The sequence below is a fragment of the Sphingobium sp. SG1 genome, from assembly GCF_057063145.1.
Genome location: NZ_JBVVOJ010000016.1, coordinates 64,160 through 85,219 on the forward strand (window position 1 = coordinate 64,160; position 21,060 = coordinate 85,219).

A 21,060-nucleotide genomic window follows, 5' to 3' on the forward strand; every position below is an offset into this window, starting at 1 on the left:
GGAACAATATGCGAAAGCTTCTTTCCCTCCTGGCGCTGACTTTGCTGGCAGCCTGTCAGACGGTGCAGCCGAGTGATGGCTTCACCGAAGCACAGAAGACGGTGCTGCGTGCCAATGGCTTTCAGCCGGTCGGCAGCAACTGGGAATTCGGCATGGCCGACCGGCTGTTGTTCTCGACCGACCAGAGCGTGCTGATCCCGGCGCAGCGCGATGTGATCAGCCGGATCGCGAGCGCGCTGGTCGCCGTCGAAGTGCGCGGCGCCAAGGTGGAGGGGCATACGGACAATACCGGCACGGCTGCCTATAATGAGCAATTGTCGCAGAAGCGGGCGCAGGCCGTTGCCGACGCGCTGGCGGCGGGCGGCATGGCACCGGCGGCTCTGCATCCGGTGGGCATGGGGTTGCGGGTGCCGGTGGCGAGCAATGACAGCGAGGTCGGTCGCCAGGAAAACCGCCGCGTGGTCATCATCGTCGCACCGAACGACGCCATGTCGCTTTAACGGCGGATTGGCTCGAAATCCTTCACCCGCGCCATGACGGCGGTGCGCTGGGCATCGGTCATGCTGCGCCAATGGACGATTTCGTCGAGGGTGCGGCCGCAGCCGGTGCAGCCCTTGCGCTCGGCATCGAGCGAACAGAGATTGCGACAGGGGCTCTCGATCGGCGCGGCCATCACATGAAGCTGTAGGGGTCGACGTCCACCGCGACGCGGGTGGTCGATTTCCACACCAGATTGCCGAGCCATTCGCGGATCACCGACTGGATGTCGACCTGGCGCGTGGCGTGGATCAGCAGCCGGTGGCGATGGCGGCCGCGCAGCACGGAAAGGGGGGCAGGGGCGGGGCCATAGACGCGCATGCCCTCCACCTGCGGCGCCGACTTGCCGATCAGCCGCGCGGTCTGTGCGGCTTCGTCGCTATCCTCACTGGAGATGATGATTGCGGCGAAGCGGCCGAAGGGCGGGGCATTGGCGCGGCGGCGGTTTTCGGTCTCGATCAGATAGAAGCGCTCGCTGTCGCCGGCGATAAGGGCCTGGATCACCTCCGCATCGGGCATTCGGGTCTGGATGAAGACATGGCCCGGTTTTTCGCCGCGCCCGGCGCGTCCGGCGACCTGCATGATCTGCTGGAAGGTGCGTTCGGATGCGCGCAGATCACCGCCCTCCAGCCCCAGGTCCGCGTCGATCACGCCGACCAGGGTCAGGTTCGGGAAATGATAGCCCTTGGTGATGAGCTGGGTGCCGACGATGATGTCGATGTCCCCAGCCTCCACCGACTTGACGAAATCGGCGGCGCGGGCCGGCGAGTGCAGCGTGTCGGACGTGGCGATGGCCACCCGCGCCTGTGGCCACAGCGCCTTCACCTCGTCGGCGATGCGCTCGACGCCTGGGCCGCAGGCGACCAGGCTGTCCTCTTCCTTGCACTCGGGGCAGAAGCGCGGCGCCGGGATGACATGGCCGCAATGGTGGCAGGCGAGCCGCTTGGTCAGCCGATGCTCAACCATCCAGCTGGTGCAATTGGGGCATTGGAAGCGATAGCCGCAATGGCGGCACAGCGTCAGCGGGGCATAGCCGCGTCGGTTGAGGAAGAGCAGGCTCTGTTCGCCCTTGGCCAGCACTTCCTCCATCGCCATCACTAGCGGCGGCGCGATCCAGCGGCCGCGCTCGGGCGGATCGGTCAGCAGGTTGATGCCCTCGATATCGGGCATCTGCGCGCCGCCGAAACGGGCCGGCAGCTTGATCTCGCGATAGCGGCCAAGGTCGACCTGATGCCGTGTCTCGATCGCCGGGGTGGCGGAGGCCAGAACGACCGGGAAATGTTCGATGAGGCCCCGCATCACCGCGACGTCGCGGGCATGATAATGGACGCCTTCCTCCTGCTTGAAGCTCGCCTCATGCGCTTCGTCGACGACGATCAGGCCCAAATTGGGATAGGGCAGGAACAGGGCGGAGCGGGCACCGACGACGACCCGCGCCTCGCCCGCCGCGATCGCGCGCCAGGCGCGGCGGCGTTCGCTCTGGCGCAGGCCGCTATGCCAGTTGACCGGGACCGTGCCGAAGCGTTTCTCGAACCGTTCAAGGAAGGGTTCGGTCAGGGCGATTTCGGGCAGCAGCACCAAGGTCTGCTTGCCGGCGCGGATGGCAGCGGCGATCGCCTCGAAATAGACCTCGGTCTTGCCCGACCCGGTGACGCCGTCGAGCAGGAATGGGGCAAATTCATGGGCACGCACCGCGTCCGCCATGTCGGTCGCGGCCGCCATCTGCTGCTCGGACAGGGCCGGCGGCGCGTGGGCTGGGTCGGGCTCCGGGAAGGGGGTGTCGACGCTGACCTCGACCGGCTCGAACGCGCCGGCCTTCACCAGACCGCGGATCACCGTATCGCTGACCCCGCCGATCATCGCCAGTTCGCGCACCAGCCCTTGCCGGTCGCCGATCCGCTCCATCGCCTGGGTGCGCTGTTCGGTCACGCGATCGGGCAGTTGGCCGGTGGCACGATATTCGATGACGGTGCGCGTGCCCTCCAGCGCGGACATCGACGCCAGCGCCATGCGCAGCACGGCGGCCGGCGGGGCGAGATAATAGTCGGCGGTCCATTCGATCAGCCGGCGCAGCGTTTCGGGCAGCGGCGGCGCGTTCAGCACTTCCAGCAGGTTGCGCAATCGATTGTCACCGACCGTCTCGACATCCGGAAAGGACTCCTCGTCCCAGACCACACCGACCAGCTGGCGCGGGCCCAGCGGGGCGACCACGATGCTGCCCGGCCTGGCCGTCATGCCATGGGGGATGCGATAGTCGAGCGGGCCGAGGGCGGCATTGAGCAGGAGGACACGGGCGCGGGCCATTGAGCGTCCTTAACCGCTCTTGCCGTTCTGGCAAATCGTCAGAGCCGCCAGGCGATCGCCAGCCAGGGGACATGGACGACCTCATCGGGGCGGTCGTTGGGGAAACTATGCTGGCGCATATAGCTCAGCTGGATGCCGAGCCGCGGCGTCAGCACATGGCGCAGGCCGATCAGCTGCCGCGTGGTGACAAGTTCGCTGTCCTGGACCGCGCTTGGCCTGTGCAGTTCGAAGAAAAATTCAGCGGAGGTCAGGAGGAACCATTTGCGCTGCTTTTCCAGCGGGATGTCGAGCTGGATACGTTCGCGCAGGCGCCAGGCCGGCTGCGCGGCGCTGTCGATGTAGCGCTGTTCCAGCCGGGTGCGGCTCTGCAGCAGGCCCAGGTCCACGATCAACTGCTGGTGAAAGCGCATTTCCTTCTGCACCCGGCTGGTGACGAAGGCAAAGCCGCCGCCCAGCTGCACGCCATCGGCGATCCGATGGTCCAGGGTGATCCGTTGCAGCAGCTGGTCGTTGCCCGGCCGCAGGCGATAGCTGACATCGATGCCGATCCGGTCATTGTCGTCGATCTGCGCGACCCCGCCGCCGGTGATCCAGGTTTGCACCGCTTCGTCTGCGGCACGGGCATTGCGGGGCAGGGCGATCATGGCCACAAAGATCATGAACGGGGCGATCCTGTCGCTATATGCGCGTATCGCAAACATCATGGCCGCTCCCTGTCCGGCTCAGATAAAGCGTGGCGATCGCCAAGGCAATTGGCGCTCGCCCCGATGGCCAATCCATCGGCCAGCCGCTAAAGGGAGCCGATTCGCGAATCCTGCCCCGGAGCATCCCATGAAATTCTTCGTCGACACCGCCGACATTGCCGAAATCCGTGACCTGGCCGCCACTGGCCTGCTGGACGGCGTCACCACCAACCCGTCGCTGATCCACAAGTCGGGCCGCAAGTTCCTGGAAGTGATCGAGGAAATCTGCGGCGTCGTGGACGGCCCGGTATCGGCCGAAGTCGTCGCGCTCGACCATGAGACGATGATGAAGGAAGCCGCGGTCCTGCGGAAGATCGCCCCCAATGTCTGCATCAAGGTGCCGCTGACCATCGATGGCCTCAAGACCTGCAAGGCGTTGACCGACGATGGCGTGATGGTGAATGTCACCCTCTGCTTCTCGGCCAACCAGGCGCTGCTCGCGGCCAAGGCCGGCGCCAGCTTCATCTCGCCCTTCGTCGGCCGTCATGATGATAATGGCTTCGACGGCATGCAACTGATCGAAGACATCCGCCTGATCTACGACAATTACGCGTTCGACACCGAAATCCTGGTCGCGTCGGTCCGTCACCCGATCCACGTGCTCGACAGCGCCAAGATCGGCGCCGATGTGATGACCGCGCCGCCGGCCGTCATCAAGGCCCTGTTCAACCATGTGCTGACCGACAAGGGCATTGCCGGCTTCATGTCGGATTGGGCCAAGACCGGCCAGTCGATCCTCTAAGCGACATTGCCGGCGGGCGGGCGATCGGCCTGCCCGCCGGAACTCCTGCCGCCGCCCGGCCATTGTCTCCGCACAAGGAGGTGGCCATGTTCGTTGCGGTCTATTGGTGGCGCGTCCACCCCGGCAAGGAAGAGCAGTTCCGCGCAGCCTGGCGCCGCGGCACCGACCTCATCCGTGAAAAATATGGTAGCTGTGGATCGCGCCTGCACCGCGATGCGGACGGGCGGTTCGTGGGCTATGCCGAATGGCCGGACGAGGCGACCTGGCGCGCGGCGTTCGACGCGAAGATGGTCTATGACGATCCGGAAACCCGCGCCGCCTTTGTCGACGCGATCGCCGAAGTGCCGGCGGATGCCGACCCGATCTTCACCATGACGGTCACCGACGACCTGCTGGTGCGTGCGACGAGCTGATCCGGGCGGGAACCTTTTGTTCAGCATATTCGGCTAGATAACACGCTCCTTTCCCCGATGAACCTGTCCATGCCGATCGACGCCGTCACCATGCTGCTCATGACCCAGGCCATCGCCCTTGTTGCGGCGCTGGTGCTGGCTGCCGAATGGCGTCTGGCGAAGGCGCGCTCGCTCGCCTGGTGGAGCGCGGGATTCGCGACCATCGTGGTGGGCAGCGGCATGTCGGTGTTGCGCACGGCGGACAGCTTCCTTCTCTATGTCTGGCTGGCCAACGGCCTGCTGGTGGTCGCGCATCTGTTGTTCGCCAAGGGGGCGGCGGCCTTTGCCGGGCGACGCCTTCCCGGCATCTGGCTGGGTGTGCTGCTGGTCTGGGTGGCGCTGCTGGGCACCGATCCGGCCAATGATCGCACTGCGCTGTTCGGCCTCGTCAATTCAGCGCTGGTCGCAATCCTGTCGCTCAAGGCCGCGTCCCTCCTGCTCTCGCTCCGTCGTACCAGCGAAGTGCGCGATGCGGTGCGGCTGGGGCACATCTTCCTTGGCCATGGCATATTCTACCTCGCCAAGTCGGGGCTGATCTTCATGCCGGGCCTGTTCGTCAGCCTGGTGGGCTTCAAGGGGTTGCTGATCAAGGCCTCGCTCTATGAGGGCATATTGGTCGAGGTATCGCTGGCCCTGCTGATGCTGGCGGCTGTGCGACACCGGCGCGAACGGCAGATCACGGCGCTGGCGGAGCGGGATTCACTGACCGGCGCCTATAATCGTCGCGCGTTCGAGGCGAAGGCGGCGGCCGGGATGGCGCTGGCGCGGCGGGCCGGCCAGCCGGTGGCGCTGCTGCTGTGCGACGTCGATCATTTCAAGGCGGTCAATGATGGCTTCGGCCACGCCACCGGCGACCGGCTGCTGTCGGGACTGGCCGAAATATTGACGGATTGCGTACCCGCCGATGCACTGGTGGCGCGGCTGGGCGGCGATGAGTTCGCCGTTCTGCTCTTTGGTCTTCCACCCGAAAATCTGCCGGCACTCGGCCGCCGCATCTGCCATCGTTTCGCGCAGAGCGGGGCGGGTGTCGCCGGGGCGAGTTTGCAAGTCTCGACCAGCATCGGTGCGGCGACCAGCATCACGGGCACGGAGGAACTGCCGCACCTGTTCGATCGGGCGGATCGCGCGCTTTATGACGCCAAGCGCAAAGGGCGCGATCGCATGTCGGTTGAATCAGGCGTGGACTTGAGCGTCGCGACCCCGCCGCTGCGCCTCGCCAAAGTGGCACGTCGCGTCTGAGACTTGGTCGCACCCTTTCATGTCAAATTTGAGTGGGGCGCCATTAACCGTTGATTGATGTCGCCGAACGGCGATCCGTTCCCGCCCAGAGCGGCAAGCGAAACGCAATCGCCGAATCTGAGGAAAGCTGTTTGGGATTTACCTTGCTCGATCATCTCGATCGCGCGACGTTCGGAGATGCAGCAGGAACCGAGCGTCGCATAATCGGCGTTGGATACGGTGCCTGATCCGATGATCGTGCCGGCAACCAGATCGCGGGTGCGGGCAGCGTGGGCGACAAGTTCGTGGAAACCAAATGCCATTTCGCCGCCATGGGGATGGCCGAACCAGGCGCCGTTGATGCGGACCTCCAGTGGTAGATGGACGCGGCCGTCCTGCCAGGCTTCGCCCAGCTCATCGGGCGTGACCGCAAAGGGCGCGACAGAGCAGGCGGGCTTGGCCTGGACCCAGCCGAACCCGGTCTTCATCTCGATCGGGGCGATCGCGCGCAGCGACCAGTCGTTGATGAGCAGGACCAGCTTGATATGGGATAGCGCATCCTGCGCGCTAGTGCCCATCGGCACGGCATCGGTGATGACGCCGAACTCGCCTTCGAAATCGATGCCGTCAGCTTCGCTGGGGAGCGGCACATCCTGCGTTCCGGACAGGAAGCGATCGGACAGGCCCTGATACATCAGCGGCCGGTCGGTTTCGATCGGCGGCAGGTTGAACGCCTTCTGCATCAGTTTGCCATGCTGCGGAAAAGCGGAGCCGTCGAGCCATTGCCAGGCGCGGGGCAGGGGAGCGAGCAACCGGCTTTCGTCCAGCACATCGCCTTCCCCCTGTTCCAGCCGGTCGGCAAGCCGGCGCAGCGCCGGTTCGACGCTGTCCCATCGCTCGATCGCCTGCTGCAACGTGTCCGCAATGCCGTCCGCAGGCAGGCAGCGACGCGCATCGCGGGAGACGACGATCAGGCTGCCATCGGGGCGGCCATTATCGAGGGTGGCAAGGCGCATCTTTATTCCTCGAAGATTGCGACCGCGCGGGTCCAGCCGGCCGACGCGCCCTTGATCTTGTGCGGGAAGCAACTGACCATGAAGCCATGGCCGGGCAGGCTTTCCAGATTGTGCAGCTTTTCCAGGTGGCAATAGCCGATGTCGCGGCCGGCCTTGTGGCCTTCCCAGATCAGCGAGGTGTCGCCGGTTTCCTTGACCTTCTGCGCGGTATAGCTGAACGGCGCATCCCAGGACCAGGCATCGGTGCCGGTGACGCGCACGCCCCGCTCGGTCAGGTAGATGGTCGCCTTATAGCCCATGCCGCAGCCGCGATTGACATAGTCGGGCTGGCCCAGCGCCGTGCCGGCGGCGGTGTTGACCAGCACGATGTCGAGCGGCTGGAGGCTGTGGCCGATGCGCGCTAGTTCCGCTTCGACATCGGCAGCGGTAACGACATAGCCGTCGGGGAAATGGCGGAAGTCGAGCTTCACGCCGGGCTGGAAACACCATTCCAGCGGCACCTCGTCGATCGTGATCGATCGTTGCGGTTCGCCGTCGCGGCCGTCCATGGTCGGATGGAAATGATAGGGCGCGTCCAGATGCGTGCCGCTATGGGTGGTCAGCTTCACCCATTCGGATGCCGCGAAGCCGGCGCCGTCGGGCGTGTCCTGTGCCGTGACGCCGGGGAAGAACATCGCCAGTTCATGCGCGGTGTCGGCATGGGTCTGATAGGTGATCTCGGGCTTCAGGAACGGCGGGTCGCTGACCACATCGTTGCACAGCATGATCGACAGATCGACGAAGCGGCGGGTCATGCGGTCTTGCCTCCCAGCGTTTCGGCGAACCAGTCGGCGATGCAGTCGCGGCCATAGGCCATATTGTCCGCGCCGACATGTTCGACACCGCCTTCGCGCGGCGTGAAGATCGTCTTTTCGCGGCGGGGGGAGTTGACGAGCTGGTCGTAGAGATCGTCAGCATAATCGACGCTGATCTGGCGATCCTGCGCGCCATGGGTGACCAGGAAGGGCACCTTGATGCGGTCCATATGGCCGTTGAGGTTCATTGCTTCGGATTTGGCCAGAAAGTCCGCCTGATCCTTCGCCCCGAACGCCCAATGGACATGCGCCCAATAATGGGGAACCGGGTTTTCGCCCTCGCGCGCCATGCGCTTGTCCTGCACTTCGCGCCAATTATGGTTGGCGCCCCAGACCGCGCCGCTGGCAAAGCGGGGTTCATAGGCGACGGCGCGCGGCGCGAAATGCCCGCCCAGCGAAATGCCGGTCAGGCCGATCGCCCGGCCATCGACATCGGGTTGCTGTTCCAGCCAGTCGATGGCCTTGCTGGCCCAGCTTTCGCTGTGCGGATCGACGGGCAGATCCTGGAGCCGCAGCGCTTCGCCGCTGCCGGGCTGGTCCACGCACAGCGTCGAAATGCCACGCCGCGCCAGTTCCTGCGGCAGGCGCGTCCAGTAGAGCAGTTCCTTGCAGCTATCGAGCCCGTTGCAGAAGACCACGACCGGCTTTCTTCCCTCGCCCGGCGCGCGGGTGAAGAGGGCCGGCATCGTTCCTGTCGCCAGCGGTATTTCGATCCGCTCGCGATTGAGCCGGCCCAATGTCGTCGACCGGTCAAAGGCTTCGCGTGCCTTCGCATAGGTCGCCTCGCGGCCCGGCGCGCCATGGCCCTGCATCCGCTCGGCGGTGATCAGATAGAGCGCGGCGCGCTCCATCTTGTTGGAGGCGGAGAAGAGCCGGCCCTGGGCCTCATCCTGCGCCGCCAGTTCCAGCAGCTTGTCGCCCATTGCTGCCCAGGCCTTCATGAACATGGGCGTGCCCGCGTCGGCGCCGCTGTCGGCAGCGTCGCGGATCGGCTTGCACATGTCGATGATCTCGCCGAGCTGCGCGCCCGATTCCATCGCGATCGCGACCGACAGGTTCCAGATATAGTTGGGGAAATATTCGAACAGCGCCACGGTTTACGCCTCCCCTCTCAAACTTCTGCAGCCTGGAACAGGCCCTTGTCGGGCTCGGGATGGGGCATGGTCTGGGGGCCGCCGACGCCGATGCCCCACTGGTCCATCACCTTGGGGCCGGGCACATGGACCTTGGGTTCATGGCGCTCGAAATCCACATATTCCAGCTCGGACGTATATTCGACCGCGAAGCCCGTCGGCGTGGTGAAATAGCTGAACGTATTGTTCCCGGCCGTGTGGCGCCCCGGTCCCCAGCGAATGTCGGTGCCCTTCTGCCGCAGCCGGTTGATGCCGACCATCATGTCGTCGACGCTCGGCATGTCATAGGCGACATGGTTGAGGCAGGGCGGTCCGGGCAGGATGGCGAGGCGGTGGTGCGCGCCGTTGCAGCGCAGGAAACACATGAAATCGCCCAGCCAGTCCGACACCTTGAAGCCGAGCACGTCGCAGAACCACTGGACCAGAGCCTGATGGTTCGGCGAATGCAGGACGATATGGCTGATCCGCTGCGGCACGCCTTCCCATTGTGCGATGGCGCGGGGTTCGGTCGGGCGATATCGCTCGAAATCTCGAAGGGCAGGCCGTCGGGCGAGAAGAAGCGGAAGCCATAGCCGCCCCCCAGCGTGTCGAGATCGTGCGGGGCGCAGATGATCCGCGCGCCGGATGCCGCGATCCGATCATGCAGGGCATCGACATCGGCCCGGCTGTCGGCCGCCAGCGCGATCACGTCGATGCGCTTGTCTGCCGCGGCACGCAGCCGCACGACATAGGCTTCCTCGCCGCCATCGGCTGCGAAATGGACCATGCCATCCTTTTCGCCCGCTTCGACCAGCTTCCACTGGTCGGCATAAAAGGCGCGTTCGGCCTCCAGATCGGGCACGGCATAGCCGACATAGCGGATTTCGGTGACGCGGCTCATTCTGTCTGCTCCGGAACGGGTAGGGAAAGGTCAAACGCGACGTCCGCGGCCGATCGGCCGGCGAACAGACGGGGGGCGGCGATGTCGCGCCAGCCATCGCACCAATATTGCAGGCGGCGGCGCAGGATCGGGATTGCCAGTTGTCGCCGCTCGCCCGGTTCCAGATGGACCTTGGTAAAGGCGACCAGCGCCAGTTCGGGCTCGCGCCGATAGATCTGGATGACATCGCTGCCGGCGCGATCGGACTGGTTATGCATCTGGGCACGGACGATGAGGCCACCGTCATGGCCGGCGACGATATCGACATCGTCCAGCGCGATGTCCGCATAGCCGAGACCGGCGCCCAGCGTGTGGCGCGGATCGGCCATGCCGCGATAGCCGATCCGCCGGCCCTCGTCATAGCGCAGGTCGCCCTTCTCATCGGGCATCAGGGCCAGGGCGGGATAGTCGGCATCGTTGCGTGCGATCGAGACCGGCATGCGCCCGCCCGGCTCCCGGTCGCCGGCCAGAACCTGCGCGATCGCGGTCCCGAATGCCTCGCCGGGATACCAGGCGATCAGCAGCGCTGCCGCTTTCTCTTCCCAACTCGTGTCGAAGGCATGGCCGACATTGGCGACGATGATGGTGCGTGGATTGGCGGCGGTCACGGCATCGATCAGCGCCAGTTGATTGTCCGGCAGGCTGGTGTGGCTGCGGTCCTTGCTCTCGACGCTCGCGTCCGACGTTTCACCGACCATCAGGATGACGGCATCGGCCTGCTGCGCCAGCGCGACGGCACGATCCAGCATCGCCTCGGGCGTGTCGGGGCGGCGAATGCCAAACCATAGGCCGTGGACGCGGGCGGGCTGGTAGAGGAACTCGACCTCGATCGGATAGCTGTGCCCGGCCTTGAGAGGGGCGCGGGCATCACGGGCATCGCCGCTCTTGAGCTTGCCCATCACATCCGACGAGGGAATGGCCTCGTCCAGCACCAGCAGGTCGACGCCATCGATGCGCATCCGCACCGGCCCGGTCGCGCCCAGATGAAAGCTGTGATCGCCATCATGCTCGGCCCGGAACAGACCGCGCGCGACGATCCGGGCAGGGCGGTCGAGTGCGGCGATGTCGTCATGCACGCCGGCGAACCAGACCAGCGAGTTGGTATCGCGCGTCTCGCTGTGGATCAGGCGGGCGTCGTCCGCCGGGCCATCATAATAATCGATCGTCATGCCATGGGCATAACCGTCGCCGAGGTCGCGGGCGGGTGTGACCGGCATCGACGGCAGGCGCGGCTGAGGATCGACGCCGGGTTCATAATCGACCCGCGACTTGCCGGCATAGCGCGCCTGGATCGCCTCCAGCGGGCGCGCCGCATCCGGCGTCACGGCGATCTTGGCGAAGGTGCCACCCTGGTAACAGGGGGCGGCCGCATTGGGGCCGATGATGGCGATATGGCGGTCGCGACCGAGCTCAAGCGGTAGGATCGCCTGTTCGTTGCGCAGCAGCACGAAGCCTGCGGCTGCGGCCTCCACCAGCAGCGCCTGGGCATCGGCGCCTTGGATCGGAACATGCTTGTCCCCCTTGAAGCGGCGGGCGGCGGTGGCGACCCGCGATGCGGCATCCGTCACGCGCTGCCCGCTGACCAGTCCGTCGGCCAGCGCGGCCGCAGCCTTTGCGCCCAGGAAGCGGGCCGGCCCCGGCATTTCAAGGTCCAGGCCGGCGGTCAAGGTCGCGACGGTGGAATGGGTGCCGAACCAGTCGCTCATCATCACGCCGGGAAAGCGCCACTCGCCTTTGACGATGGTCGTGATGACATGATGATGCTCGGCGCACCATTGGCCGTTCAGCCGGTTATAGGCGGTCAGCATGCCGCCGACGCCGGCCTCGGCGCACAGTTCGAAGGGGAGCAGATAGATTTCGCGCAAGGTGCTTTCGCTGACCACCGCGTTCATCCGGTCGCGATCGGTCTCGCTGTCGTTGCAGACCAGATGCTTGGCGACCGATGCGGTGCCAGTGCTTTGCAGGCCGCTGGCCCAGGCTGCGCCCAACAGGCCAGCGAGCAGCGGCTCCTCCGAATAATATTCGAACGCCCGGCCGGCGAGCGGGCTGCGCGCCAGATTGACATTGGGGGCGAGGACCATGTCGACGTCCATGCGGATCGCCTCGCCACCGACCAGCGCACCGACGCGCATGTTGAGGTCGATGTCCCAGCTGGCGCCCAGCGCGGTCGGGCAGGGAGTCAGCAAGGCAATGTCGCGTTCGTCCACGCGTCCGCTGGCAATGCCCATCGGCCCGTCTGCCATCGCCAGCGAAGGGATGCCCGCTTCAGCATAGCCGACCGTCGTCCACATGGTGGCGCCGGCGCTCATCGCCAGTTGCTGGTCGATCGTCAGGCCGGACATGCGGCGCCCTCCATCGCGAAGTGCATGATCTGCCGCGCCTGAGCGCGGACCGCATTGGCGATGCCTTCATCACACAGCGCGCCGTCGGCATCGAAGGGGCGCTGCTCGACCGAGTTGACCGCAACCCCGACCGGCGTCGGCCAGCCGCGCATCGCATGGATGACATCGCGCAGCGCCGACAGGGTGGTGCCGCAGGCCTGCCAGCCGGCCGCCGTGACGACCAGGCCGACCGGACGACCATCGAAATAGACACGGCTGTCGCCGCGCAGATCTTCCAGCAGGTCGATCGCATTCTTCACCAGCCCGGAATAGCCACCATGATAGCCCGGACTGCCGATGACGATGCCATCGGCGGAACGGATGGCATCGACCAGCGCGCGTTCCTCGGCCGTGCGGTCGGGATGCTCGGGATTGAAATGGGGCAGGCGGGCGAGGGCCGGGCCGTCGAACATCGTCGTCTCGGCGCCCAGATGCTCGCATTCCTTCAGGACCGCACGCACGATCCGCTCGCTGGAAGATGCCTGGCGGAATGTGCCGCCTAGGCCGACGATCCGCTTCGGGCGGGCGCCATGATGACCGGACATGTCCATACTCCTCGAAATGGCGCGGCCTTCTTGCGGGCCGCGCTCATCAGTGCATTGGGGTTCAGGCGTCGACCTTCGCCTTGAAGGCGGGCATGACCTTGTCCGACAGCAGGCGCAGCGTCTGGTTGCCCAGGCGTAGCCGCTCCTCGGTCAGCGGACCGGTGGTGGTGCCGCACAGGATGTTGCCGATGCCCAGTTCCTCATAGGGTTCGAGATGCTCGATGACGGTTTCGGGCGAGCCATAGAGGCACCATGTGCCGATCCAGTCCTCGGTCAGCGCATTGGGGGTGCGATCGGTCTTCTTGTTGGCCGAATCTGATTCCGCGCGGGCGTTGAAAGCGGCCTCGCGCTCGATCGCGTCCTGATAGGAGCGCAGGATGATTTCCAGCTCCTCGCGCGCCTGCTCGTCGGTTTCGGCGACATGCACGACCTGATAGGTGTGGGTGGTCCAATCCAGCGCCTGGGCGATGGCTTCCTGCGAATGGCCGGCCTCGTCCAGCATCTGGCGATAGACGCCGAAATATTTGGCGACATGCTTCATCGGCTCGGTGCCGCCGATCTGCGGCGGGGTGAAGGCGGGAATGAAGGCGGGCCAGGCATTTTCGGCTGCCCGGCGCGCGCTCGTCTCCTTCATCGCGACCGGCATCAGCCGGGCATGACCGGACGAATATTGTGCCGGCGCGATCCGCTGCAGCACGCGGCCCTTGTGCGGGCCATTGTCGATCTCGACCGCGGGATCTTCCATCTGCTTGGCCCAGAGCTGCTCGGCGATGGCAAGGTTCGCCTCGGAGATGGCGCCGGCTTCCTTGTAGTTGACGCCGAAGCCGATCATTTCCTCGGGCGTGGTGCCGCTGCCCACGCCGACCAGCAGCTTGCCGTCGGTCAGCTGGTCCAGGATGTTGATGCGCTCGACGAAGCGGACCGGGTGATGGAGCGGGACCGAAACGACGGAAAAGCCGAAATGCATCTGCGGCAGCTTCGCCGCCAGATAGGAGGCGAACATGAAGCTGTCGGACGCGACCGGCATGTAACCGTTGAAATGATGGTCGGGCAGGAAGATCGCATCGAAGCCCAGATCGGCCGCCTGGGTCGCGTGCGCGGTCAGGTCGTGGATCAGTTTGCGATCCTCGTCGGGCGCCATCGAACGAGCGTTCAGAAACACAGAAAAGCGCATTTTTCCCCTCCATGGCTGCCCTTTGGGCGCGCATATGACGACTTGTTTACATTGGCGGCCAAAGCCGTCAGAATGAATCTCAATTAGAACCAATGTTCTTATTATCGATAGGATCTTTATGTCTTCAGTGTCAACCGAGAAATCGAAGGATGATTCTATTTCTGGTTCGGGAGAGGCCAGTCGCGTGCCTCAGCAGGGCCGCAGCCGGGCCTCTTACGAGCGCATGCTGGCGGCCGCCGAGAAGCTGATGGTGAAGCGCGGCAATGACGATTTCACGCTCACCGAAGTGGCCAAGGCCGGCAAGGTGTCGATCGGCTCCATCTATTTGCGCTTCGACAGCAAGGATGACCTGATCCGCGCGGTCCATGGTCGCGTCCTCGGCCGGATCGGCGAGGAACAGGACAACATGATGCAGGCGATCGGCGACAAGGCGACCAGCCTCGACGATTTTGCGCGTCTGTTCGTGGAGGCCTATGCCGAACTGCTCAAGAGCTACAGCCCGGTGCTGCGCCCGATCATGTTCCGCGCCATCTATGACGAGACGATCTCGTCGCTCGGGCGGACCTCGGCGGAAAAGCTGACGCAGGAGGCAGAGGCGCAGATGATGCGCTATGCATCCGAGTTCGGCCGGCCCGATCATGCCCGGCTGGTCGGCAATGCCTTTCGCATGATCTATTATACGCTCGCCCGTTTCCTTGGCCTTGGCTCCTCGCCGGAAGCGGCCAATCAGGGCAATTGGGAGGAACTGAAGGAAGATCTCGCGATCATGTGCGCGGCCTTCCTGCGCGCGACGGGCAAATAGGCGCCCGCCACCTCAAGCGTCGGGGTTGGCGAGCCGCAGCCCCGCGCCATAGAAGCGGACGATGCCGGGGCCATCCGCCTGCACGCACAGTTGGAAACCGAAGCGGGTGGTGATCGCCGGGCTGATCGGCAGGTCGGTGCGCAGCCGGTTGCACGCCGGATAATAATGCCGCCACATTTCGGGCGGATCGAACGGTTCGGGCGTGCCGGTCATTGGCTGGTTGGGCGGGCACAGATGCTGGCGCTCCATCCCGCCATGATGGACGCAGACCCAACTGAGGATCGCGCCTTCTTCGGACTCCCACAGCAAGGACACCTGGTCGACCAGGCTGCCGGCAGGAAGCTGGAAAGGGAAATGGAACCAGATCTTGCGGTCCGGTCGGATGCGGAAGCTCGACGAGAAGCCACGATGGAAGCCGCGCCCCTGCGACCAGGGCTGGTCATCCACGACGTCGATCCAGTCGGCGCCGCTTTCCTGCAATTGCACGGCGGCCGGGGCCAGCCATAGTTCCTGGGGCAAGCCCATGCCGCTTCCTTTTCAGGGATGGGGGTGTTCCGGCATGGCGGCGTGGTTCGCCGCCATGCCGGTCCCCCGTCAGGCTGCGAGTTGCAGCTCGCGCCCGGTCTTCGTTGTGGGAACGAAGGGCAGGTAGGATACGCGCATGCGCACAGCGATATCGACCTTGTGCGCGCCGGGCGTCAGCCCGCCCGGACGCAGCACCGTCACGGTCGCCTTCTCGCCGAAATTCCAGCGATCGTCATAGACCGTCTCCATCTCGTCCAGCGTCCAGCTGCGGCCGCGGACGGAGAAGCGGACATCCTCGCGCGCGACCGGATCGCCATCGATGGAGAGGCCGATATCCTCGATCATCGAGAGACCAAGTCCCCGATAATAGGGCAGGCGGGCGAGCAGCGAGAAGCCGATCGTCTCACCATTGTCGACGACGTTCGCAAAGCCTTCGTCGCACAGCATCATCTTGTCGAACATGGGTGCGGCTCCTTAGGCGGCGAGGGCAGAGGGGGTGGGTTCGCCGATCAGCGACTTCAGCATTTCCTGCTGGCGGCGGACCTGCTCGACGGAATCGACCTCATGGGCATCCTCGATCCAGCGATTGCCCTCATATTCCGAGCAGATATAGCCCTTGTAGCCGCCCTGCTTGAGCACCCTGACGATCTCGTCATAGGGGATGGAAGGCTCGACCAGATTTTCGTCCATCTGGTAGAATTTGCCATGGACGTTGTGGATGCGGTGCATGAAGTCGAGCATCCGCTTGGGTTCATAGGCAGCATTGTGGCGCAGCGTTTCCGCCATGCCCAGCGCCGGCCCTTCGCCGCCCATCTCGCGCACGTTCAGGATCACATATTCGGACAGGACACGGTCCTCATAGGCGGTCTCGATATAGTCGGCGATCTTCTGCGGCACGCCGTTGCGGATGAAGCGCTCCTTCCAGACCGGCGGGAACTTGAACAGGAACATGCCCATGTCTGGCAGGAAGCCCAGCGCGTCCGACCCCGATTTCTCGAAGGCTTCGGCATGGCGGATGATCCAGGGATGGTCGAAATGCAGCGGCGCATGCACCTCGATCAGGATCTTGATGTTCTTTTCCTCGGCATAGGGCGCTGCGGCAACCAGCACTTCGGGGGCGATCGAAACGAGCGCGCGGATATATTTCATGCCCAGCCGCGCGCCGAAGTCGATATCCTTCTTCACGCTGGCGACCTGCTCCTCGAAGGGCATCATGCGACCCTTGTAGCGCTTGTAATCGAGCATGAAGTCGTGGCTGACGGCGGTGGCGTCATATTTTTTGATGAGCGCATGCCACTCGTCGATCTTTGCCTCGTCGACGCTGGCTTCGGGCCAGCCCCAGAAGGTCTGCTCGCCGATGATCTCGATGCCCAGTGCGCCCATGTCGGCACAGGTCTTGAAGCAATCCTCCAGGCTCATCTTCCCTTGGAAGGTCTCGTGCTGGAAACTGTAGAGGCTCACGCCCCGCTTGATGTCGCTTGTCATATATTACTCCGCAGGAGCGATGGTGGGGGTCGGGGTGCGCGGCGCGCGGACCAGACCGATCACGATGGCGGCGATGACGCCTACCAGACCCGCTGCAAGGAACGCGCCCTGCATGGTTCCGACGAGGTTTTCGGCCTGATGCACTGCCCAGGGGCTGGAGAATTGGCCGAAGAAGAAACAGGCGGTCCACACGCCCATGCCGCGGCCGCGATGCTCGAACGGCAGCTTGCTCTGCGCCCAGGAAATGATGGTGGGCACCGCCATGCCGGCACCGGTCTGCTGGACGATCAGCGCTGCGACCAGCCAGCGCCAGTCGGGCGCCAGACCGATGCCGGCGAGGCCGATGCCGAGCAGGCCGAAGAAGGTGGCGAGCTGCACGGTCTGCGGGCGATTGCCCATCAGGCGGAAGATCAGCGCCCCCAGCATCACGAACAGGCTGGGAATGGCGGTCAACTGGCCGATCCGCGCCGGGTCCATTACGCCGACCTCGCGCCAGGCGAGCGAGCCGCTGATGATGAAGACATAATAGAGCGCCGACGCGACCAGCGTCACGCCGCCGATCAGCGCGACCGATGCGGTCGGGAAGGGCGTGCGCGGGGCCTTCTCGCTCTGGGCGATGTCGGCGATGGTGGCGCCGTCGGCGCGGCGTGGCTCGAATAGCCAGAGCAGCATCGCGATGAAGATCGGGAAGGCGACGGCATAGACCATGAAGATGCCGTTCCAGCGCACCGACGAGGCTGCGCCCGACAGCAGGATCACGCCCGATGCGAAGAAGGGGCCACAAATGCCCTGCAGGAACAGCCAGTCTTTGCGCCCGCGATCGTCCCAATAGTCGGCGATCAGCGTGTTGACGATGGTCAGGATGGCCGCTTCCGCCACCCCCAGCAACAGCCGGCAGGCGATCAGCGCATTGAGGCTGTCGAGAAAGAAGGGGGCGGTGCCAACGATGCCATAGAGCAAGGTGGCGCCGATCAGCAGGGGGCGGCGACCGAAACGGTCGACGAAGAAACCGGCGAAGGGCGCGATTAGCGCGATCGTCAGGCCCGGCGCCGACACCATCATTGGCACTTTCCAGCGCGCGTCGGGATCGGTGGCAAAATGATCGATGATTGCCGGGATGGCCGGGAACATCGACACGATCGCGAAGATCGGCAGAAATCCGGCGACCACGATGGTGATGCCCTGGGGGACCAGCGACAGGCGCCGGAAAAAATCTAAGACGGAACGCACCGACCTCAGGCTCCTCTGACCGGGCGACTCATTGCCGCCTCTAATTAGAACTAGTATTCGTCTATTGGTTGTGACGGGGCCTGTCAATCCGCTGTCGGGCGCCCGGCAATACGCAATGCTCCGTAGCCCGGCGACCGTTGAAGCCGCCGGGCATAAGGCTTCATTGCTGTATATATTCCTTGGCTTCGTCGAGCACCGGCAGGGTCACCTTGCCGGTCGCGGCCCAGTCGCTGCCGCGCAGGATCAGGGTCTGCAGCCCTGCGAAATGCAGCGATACCTCGTCATGGCCCAGGGTCATGGAAAAGACCCGACCCTTGCCATAGTCGGCGGTCCAGACCTGTGGATGATCGGCATCCATGCCCTTCATCGCCTTGAGCTTTTCGGGCGTGTAGGCGGCGGCGGGATATTTGTGGCCGGCGAGCTTCGCGTCATAGCTCGCCGCACTGTCATGCGCGGTTGCCAGCACCCTTATCCTGGCATCCGGGTCCATCCGCATGTTGGTGTACATGTCGTCATTATAGGTCCAGACATATTCGCGCATGCCCGCCGTGATCGGATGGGTGCGATCGACGATATGAACCGGGAAGGCGCCCGGCGGCGAGCGGCGGCTCGATCCCGGCTCCATCACCGCGCCGATCAGGCGCTGATACTCCGGCCAGTTCGCGCCGAAGGTGAAGGAGGAATGATAGGCGACCAGCCCGCCGCCCTGGCGGACATAGTCGAACAATGCCTGTTCCGCCGTTTTCGACCAGCGATGCTCGGTCGGGTCGGCATAGTTCCAGCGGCTCGAATAGTTGAGCAGGACGACATCGTAATTCTTCAGTGTCGCCAGGTCGCCATGGTCGAAATCCTCGGTGACGCGCACGTCGAACCGGCCGCTATCCTGCATCATGGTGCGCAGCATGTTGTTCACGCCGGTCCAGTCATGTTCATAGCTGTTCTGGCCGCTGATGATCAGTAATCTGATCCGCTTTTCGGTCGGATCGACCGGGATGCCCACCCGCTGCACCGTCTCGGGCGGGCGGTATTTGACGTTGACGATGACCTGCGCGGCGGCCGGGGCGGCAAGCAGGGCAAGGCTGGCGATCGCAAGGTGGAGACGCTTCATGGACAGGATCCCTCTCTTCGCTTTCTGATTTTGGCCGGACCGGGGCACGTCGGTCGACAGCCGTCCCGCGCGCACAGGCGCAGGACGCGGCACGCGATGGCACGCCCGTGGCAATGTCTGGAAATATCAGTCCGGTGATTCGCACGGCACAACAAAGCCGGTGACGAAATTATTAGAATAAAAATTCTGGTTGTCGAGCGGATTATGCGCGGGGGGAGGAAATGCGGCTGTCAGGTACCTTGACGAATCCGCGATCTGCGATATCTATTACTAGAATAATAATTCTATAAATGTGGGCGGGCGATGCTGGCAGTCGAAGGGGAAGGGGTGAAGGCTGGAGCAAAGCCCAATGCGGTGCGCAGCGCGATCGATCATGCGCTGGCGCTCAGCAAGCGGCAACGGACGGTGGCACTGGCCATCGTCGCGACCGCGATGGTGCTCGACCTGGTCGACATGACGATCATCAATGTCGCGGTGCCCACGCTCCAAGCACAACTGGGGGCGAGCGACGCCGAAGTGCAATGGATGGTCGCGGGCTATTCGACCATCTTCGCCCTACTGCTCATCACCGGCGGGCGGCTGGGCGATATTCTCGGCTACAAGCGCGCCTTCCTGATCGGCGTGGCCGGCTTTACCCTGACATCCTTGCTGTGCGGAATGGCGCAGACACCCGGCCAACTGGTCGCCGCGCGCCTGCTTCAGGGCGGGGCGGCTGCGATCATGCTGCCGCAGGTCATGTCGCTGACGCAGATCATGTATCCGCCGCATGAGCGTATGGCCGCGCTCGGCCTGTTCGGCATATTGGGCGGTCTGGCGGCGGTGCTGGGGCCGGTGATCGGCGGGCTGCTGCTCAGCGCCAACCTGATGGGCCTTGGCTGGCGTTCGATCTTCCTTGTCAATCTGCCGATCGGTCTGGTTGCGCTGATATTGGCGGCGCGCATCCTGCCTGGCGGGCGATCGGCGCACAGCCCCCGGCTCGACATGACCGGCACCCTGCTCGTCATGCTGCTCCTTTTCCTGCTGATCTTTCCGCTGATCCAGGGGCGGGACTATGGCTGGCCGCTCTGGGGATTCGGCCTGATGGCAGCCAGCCTGCCGATCGGACTGCTGCTGGTCCGGCACAGCCGCGCCCGCATGGCGCGGGACGGATCGGCGCTGATCGTGCCGGACCTTTTTCAGGCGCGCGGCTTTTCTTTCGGCCTGCTGACGACGCTGGCCTTCCAGGTTGCGACCGGTGGCCTGCTCTTCACCCTGACGCTGGCGCTCCAGCGCGGGCTGCACTTCACCGCGGCACAGGTTGGCATCGCCCATGTCCCCTATGCCTTCGGTGCCTCCTTCGCGATCGGCATGTTGTCGCGCAAGGCGTTGCCGCGCTTCGGGCCGATCATCATCAGCTGGGGCGCACTGCTGATGATCGCCGGGCTGATCCTGCTGACCCTGCTGCTCAATGCGGCTGATCTGATCGCGGCGAGCCCGCTGCTGATCGCGCCGCCTTTGCTTGCCATGGGGCTGGGCATGGGGCTGGTCGGCGGTCCGCTGCCGCCCTGCACCTTGTCGGAGGTGGATGTCGGCCATGCCGGTTCGGCCTCGGGGCTGCTCAAGGCGACCCAGCAACTGGGCGCCGCGGTCGGCGCGGCGGCGATCGGTACGCTGTTCTTCCTGATCCAGCCGGACGAGCGCATGGGCAGGGCGGAGGCGATTGCGGCCTTCACCCTGTCTGCCTCCGTCGTGTGCGCAATGCTGGTGGTGGTAGTGCTGCTCGCGCTCGCCATTCCACGCCAGCTGCGCATCCGCGGGCAATGATTGTATCGAAGCGCAAACTGGCGCTTGCCGATCGGATGATGGCTCGATAGAAAATAGAATTATAATTCATTTATAGGGTCTCAAAGACC

General features: G+C 64.6%; 20 protein-coding genes and 1 pseudogene. 6 read left to right on the forward strand and 15 right to left on the reverse strand.

The genetic code is table 11. The features are described from left to right. Nucleotides 1-8 precede the first annotated feature (8 nt). Entirely contained in the window at nt 9-500 is a 492-nt protein-coding gene (yfiB, locus tag AC0KVN_RS23035) for an outer membrane lipoprotein YfiB (RefSeq protein ID WP_435568358.1), read from the forward strand. Here the strand turns inward: yfiB and AC0KVN_RS23040 are convergent. From AC0KVN_RS23040 to AC0KVN_RS23050, 3 genes are read right to left on the reverse strand one after another with little or no spacing between them, the layout of a single operon-like run. Further along, on the reverse strand, nt 497-673 hold the full coding sequence (locus AC0KVN_RS23040; protein WP_048938600.1) for a DUF1289 domain-containing protein: 177 nt from the start codon (nt 671-673) through the stop codon (nt 497-499). The genes yfiB and AC0KVN_RS23040 overlap by 4 nt on opposite strands. Beyond that, entirely contained in the window at nt 673-2,841 is a 2,169-nt protein-coding gene (locus AC0KVN_RS23045; RefSeq protein WP_435568357.1) for a primosomal protein N', read from the reverse strand. Before AC0KVN_RS23045 ends, AC0KVN_RS23040 begins: the two co-directional genes overlap by 1 nt. A 38-nt stretch (nt 2,842-2,879) precedes the next feature. Continuing rightward, nucleotides 2,880-3,545, reverse strand: a complete 666-nt coding sequence (locus AC0KVN_RS23050) for a DUF2490 domain-containing protein (RefSeq protein WP_483656397.1) — start codon at nt 3,543-3,545, stop codon at nt 2,880-2,882. A gap of 127 nt (nt 3,546-3,672) precedes the next feature. On the opposite strand from AC0KVN_RS23050, the gene fsa reads away from it, so the two are divergent. The 3 genes from fsa (at nt 3,673) to AC0KVN_RS23065 (ending at nt 6,017) form a co-directional block, all read left to right on the forward strand. Further along, nucleotides 3,673-4,326 carry a fructose-6-phosphate aldolase gene (gene fsa / locus AC0KVN_RS23055; RefSeq protein WP_004210778.1) on the forward strand — a complete coding sequence of 218 codons (654 nt, stop codon included), beginning with the start codon at nt 3,673-3,675 and terminating at the stop codon, nt 4,324-4,326. 86 nt (nt 4,327-4,412) lie between these two features. After that, nucleotides 4,413-4,739, forward strand: a complete 327-nt coding sequence (locus AC0KVN_RS23060; RefSeq protein ID WP_435568355.1) for an antibiotic biosynthesis monooxygenase family protein — start codon at nt 4,413-4,415, stop codon at nt 4,737-4,739. A 69-nt stretch (nt 4,740-4,808) separates the two neighbouring features. Continuing rightward, nucleotides 4,809-6,017 (forward strand): GGDEF domain-containing protein, encoded by a 1,209-nt coding sequence (locus AC0KVN_RS23065; protein WP_483656398.1) that lies wholly within the window; start codon nt 4,809-4,811, stop codon nt 6,015-6,017. 17 nt (nt 6,018-6,034) lie between these two features. On the opposite strand, the gene AC0KVN_RS23070 is transcribed toward AC0KVN_RS23065, so the two are convergent. The 7 genes and pseudogenes from AC0KVN_RS23070 to AC0KVN_RS23100 all read right to left on the reverse strand — a co-directional run bounded on the left by AC0KVN_RS23070 (nt 6,035) and on the right by AC0KVN_RS23100 (nt 14,018). Continuing rightward, nucleotides 6,035-7,012 carry a fumarylacetoacetate hydrolase family protein gene (locus AC0KVN_RS23070; RefSeq protein ID WP_435568353.1) on the reverse strand — a complete coding sequence of 326 codons (978 nt, stop codon included), beginning with the start codon at nt 7,010-7,012 and terminating at the stop codon, nt 6,035-6,037. Between the two features lie 2 nt (nt 7,013-7,014). After that, nucleotides 7,015-7,806, reverse strand: a complete 792-nt coding sequence (locus AC0KVN_RS23075) for a cyclase family protein (RefSeq protein ID WP_435568352.1) — start codon at nt 7,804-7,806, stop codon at nt 7,015-7,017. Then, nucleotides 7,803-8,960 carry an alpha/beta hydrolase family protein gene (locus tag AC0KVN_RS23080; protein WP_435568351.1) on the reverse strand — a complete coding sequence of 386 codons (1,158 nt, stop codon included), beginning with the start codon at nt 8,958-8,960 and terminating at the stop codon, nt 7,803-7,805. The genes AC0KVN_RS23075 and AC0KVN_RS23080 overlap by 4 nt, the downstream gene beginning before the upstream one ends. A gap of 17 nt (nt 8,961-8,977) precedes the next feature. Further along, nucleotides 8,978-9,879, reverse strand: a pseudogene (locus tag AC0KVN_RS23085) (VOC family protein). Then, nucleotides 9,876-12,260 (reverse strand): glycoside hydrolase family 3 protein, encoded by a 2,385-nt coding sequence (locus AC0KVN_RS23090; protein WP_483656399.1) that lies wholly within the window; start codon nt 12,258-12,260, stop codon nt 9,876-9,878. Before AC0KVN_RS23090 ends, AC0KVN_RS23085 begins: the two are co-directional and overlap by 4 nt. Beyond that, complete coding sequence (locus AC0KVN_RS23095; RefSeq protein ID WP_029547871.1) at nt 12,248-12,844, reverse strand: NADPH-dependent FMN reductase; 597 nt, start codon at nt 12,842-12,844, stop codon at nt 12,248-12,250. Before AC0KVN_RS23095 ends, AC0KVN_RS23090 begins: the two co-directional genes overlap by 13 nt. Before the next feature lie 61 nt (nt 12,845-12,905). Then, on the reverse strand, nt 12,906-14,018 hold the full coding sequence (locus tag AC0KVN_RS23100; protein WP_483656400.1) for an LLM class flavin-dependent oxidoreductase: 1,113 nt from the start codon (nt 14,016-14,018) through the stop codon (nt 12,906-12,908). Nucleotides 14,019-14,202: 184 nt separating this feature from the next. On the opposite strand from AC0KVN_RS23100, the gene AC0KVN_RS23105 reads away from it, so the two are divergent. Further along, nucleotides 14,203-14,820: a TetR/AcrR family transcriptional regulator gene (locus tag AC0KVN_RS23105; protein ID WP_004207109.1), complete on the forward strand. Its 618-nt coding sequence runs from the start codon at nt 14,203-14,205 to the stop codon at nt 14,818-14,820. A gap of 12 nt (nt 14,821-14,832) precedes the next feature. Here AC0KVN_RS23105 and AC0KVN_RS23110 read toward each other — a convergent pair whose 3' ends face one another. The 5 genes from AC0KVN_RS23110 to AC0KVN_RS23130 form a co-directional block, all read right to left on the reverse strand. Beyond that, the gene (locus tag AC0KVN_RS23110) at nt 14,833-15,345 is read right to left on the reverse strand and encodes a hypothetical protein (protein WP_069336346.1); all 513 of its coding nucleotides are present in this window, start codon (nt 15,343-15,345) and stop codon (nt 14,833-14,835) included. A gap of 69 nt (nt 15,346-15,414) precedes the next feature. Further along, nucleotides 15,415-15,807, reverse strand: a complete 393-nt coding sequence (locus AC0KVN_RS23115; protein ID WP_069336345.1) for a C-glycoside deglycosidase beta subunit domain-containing protein — start codon at nt 15,805-15,807, stop codon at nt 15,415-15,417. Nucleotides 15,808-15,819: 12 nt separating this feature from the next. Next, nucleotides 15,820-16,830, reverse strand: coding sequence for a sugar phosphate isomerase/epimerase family protein (locus tag AC0KVN_RS23120; RefSeq protein ID WP_010338599.1), 1,011 nt, complete (start codon nt 16,828-16,830; stop codon nt 15,820-15,822). A gap of 3 nt (nt 16,831-16,833) precedes the next feature. Beyond that, the gene (locus AC0KVN_RS23125; RefSeq protein ID WP_037511406.1) at nt 16,834-18,060 is read right to left on the reverse strand and encodes an MFS transporter; all 1,227 of its coding nucleotides are present in this window, start codon (nt 18,058-18,060) and stop codon (nt 16,834-16,836) included. Nucleotides 18,061-18,220: 160 nt separating this feature from the next. Further along, nucleotides 18,221-19,168 carry a ThuA domain-containing protein gene (locus tag AC0KVN_RS23130; RefSeq protein WP_483656401.1) on the reverse strand — a complete coding sequence of 316 codons (948 nt, stop codon included), beginning with the start codon at nt 19,166-19,168 and terminating at the stop codon, nt 18,221-18,223. A gap of 303 nt (nt 19,169-19,471) precedes the next feature. Here AC0KVN_RS23130 and AC0KVN_RS23135 point away from each other — a divergent pair, with 303 nt between their 5' ends. Beyond that, nucleotides 19,472-20,971, forward strand: a complete 1,500-nt coding sequence (locus AC0KVN_RS23135) for an MFS transporter (RefSeq protein ID WP_483656402.1) — start codon at nt 19,472-19,474, stop codon at nt 20,969-20,971. The last annotated feature ends 89 nt before the right edge of the window (nt 20,972-21,060 follow it).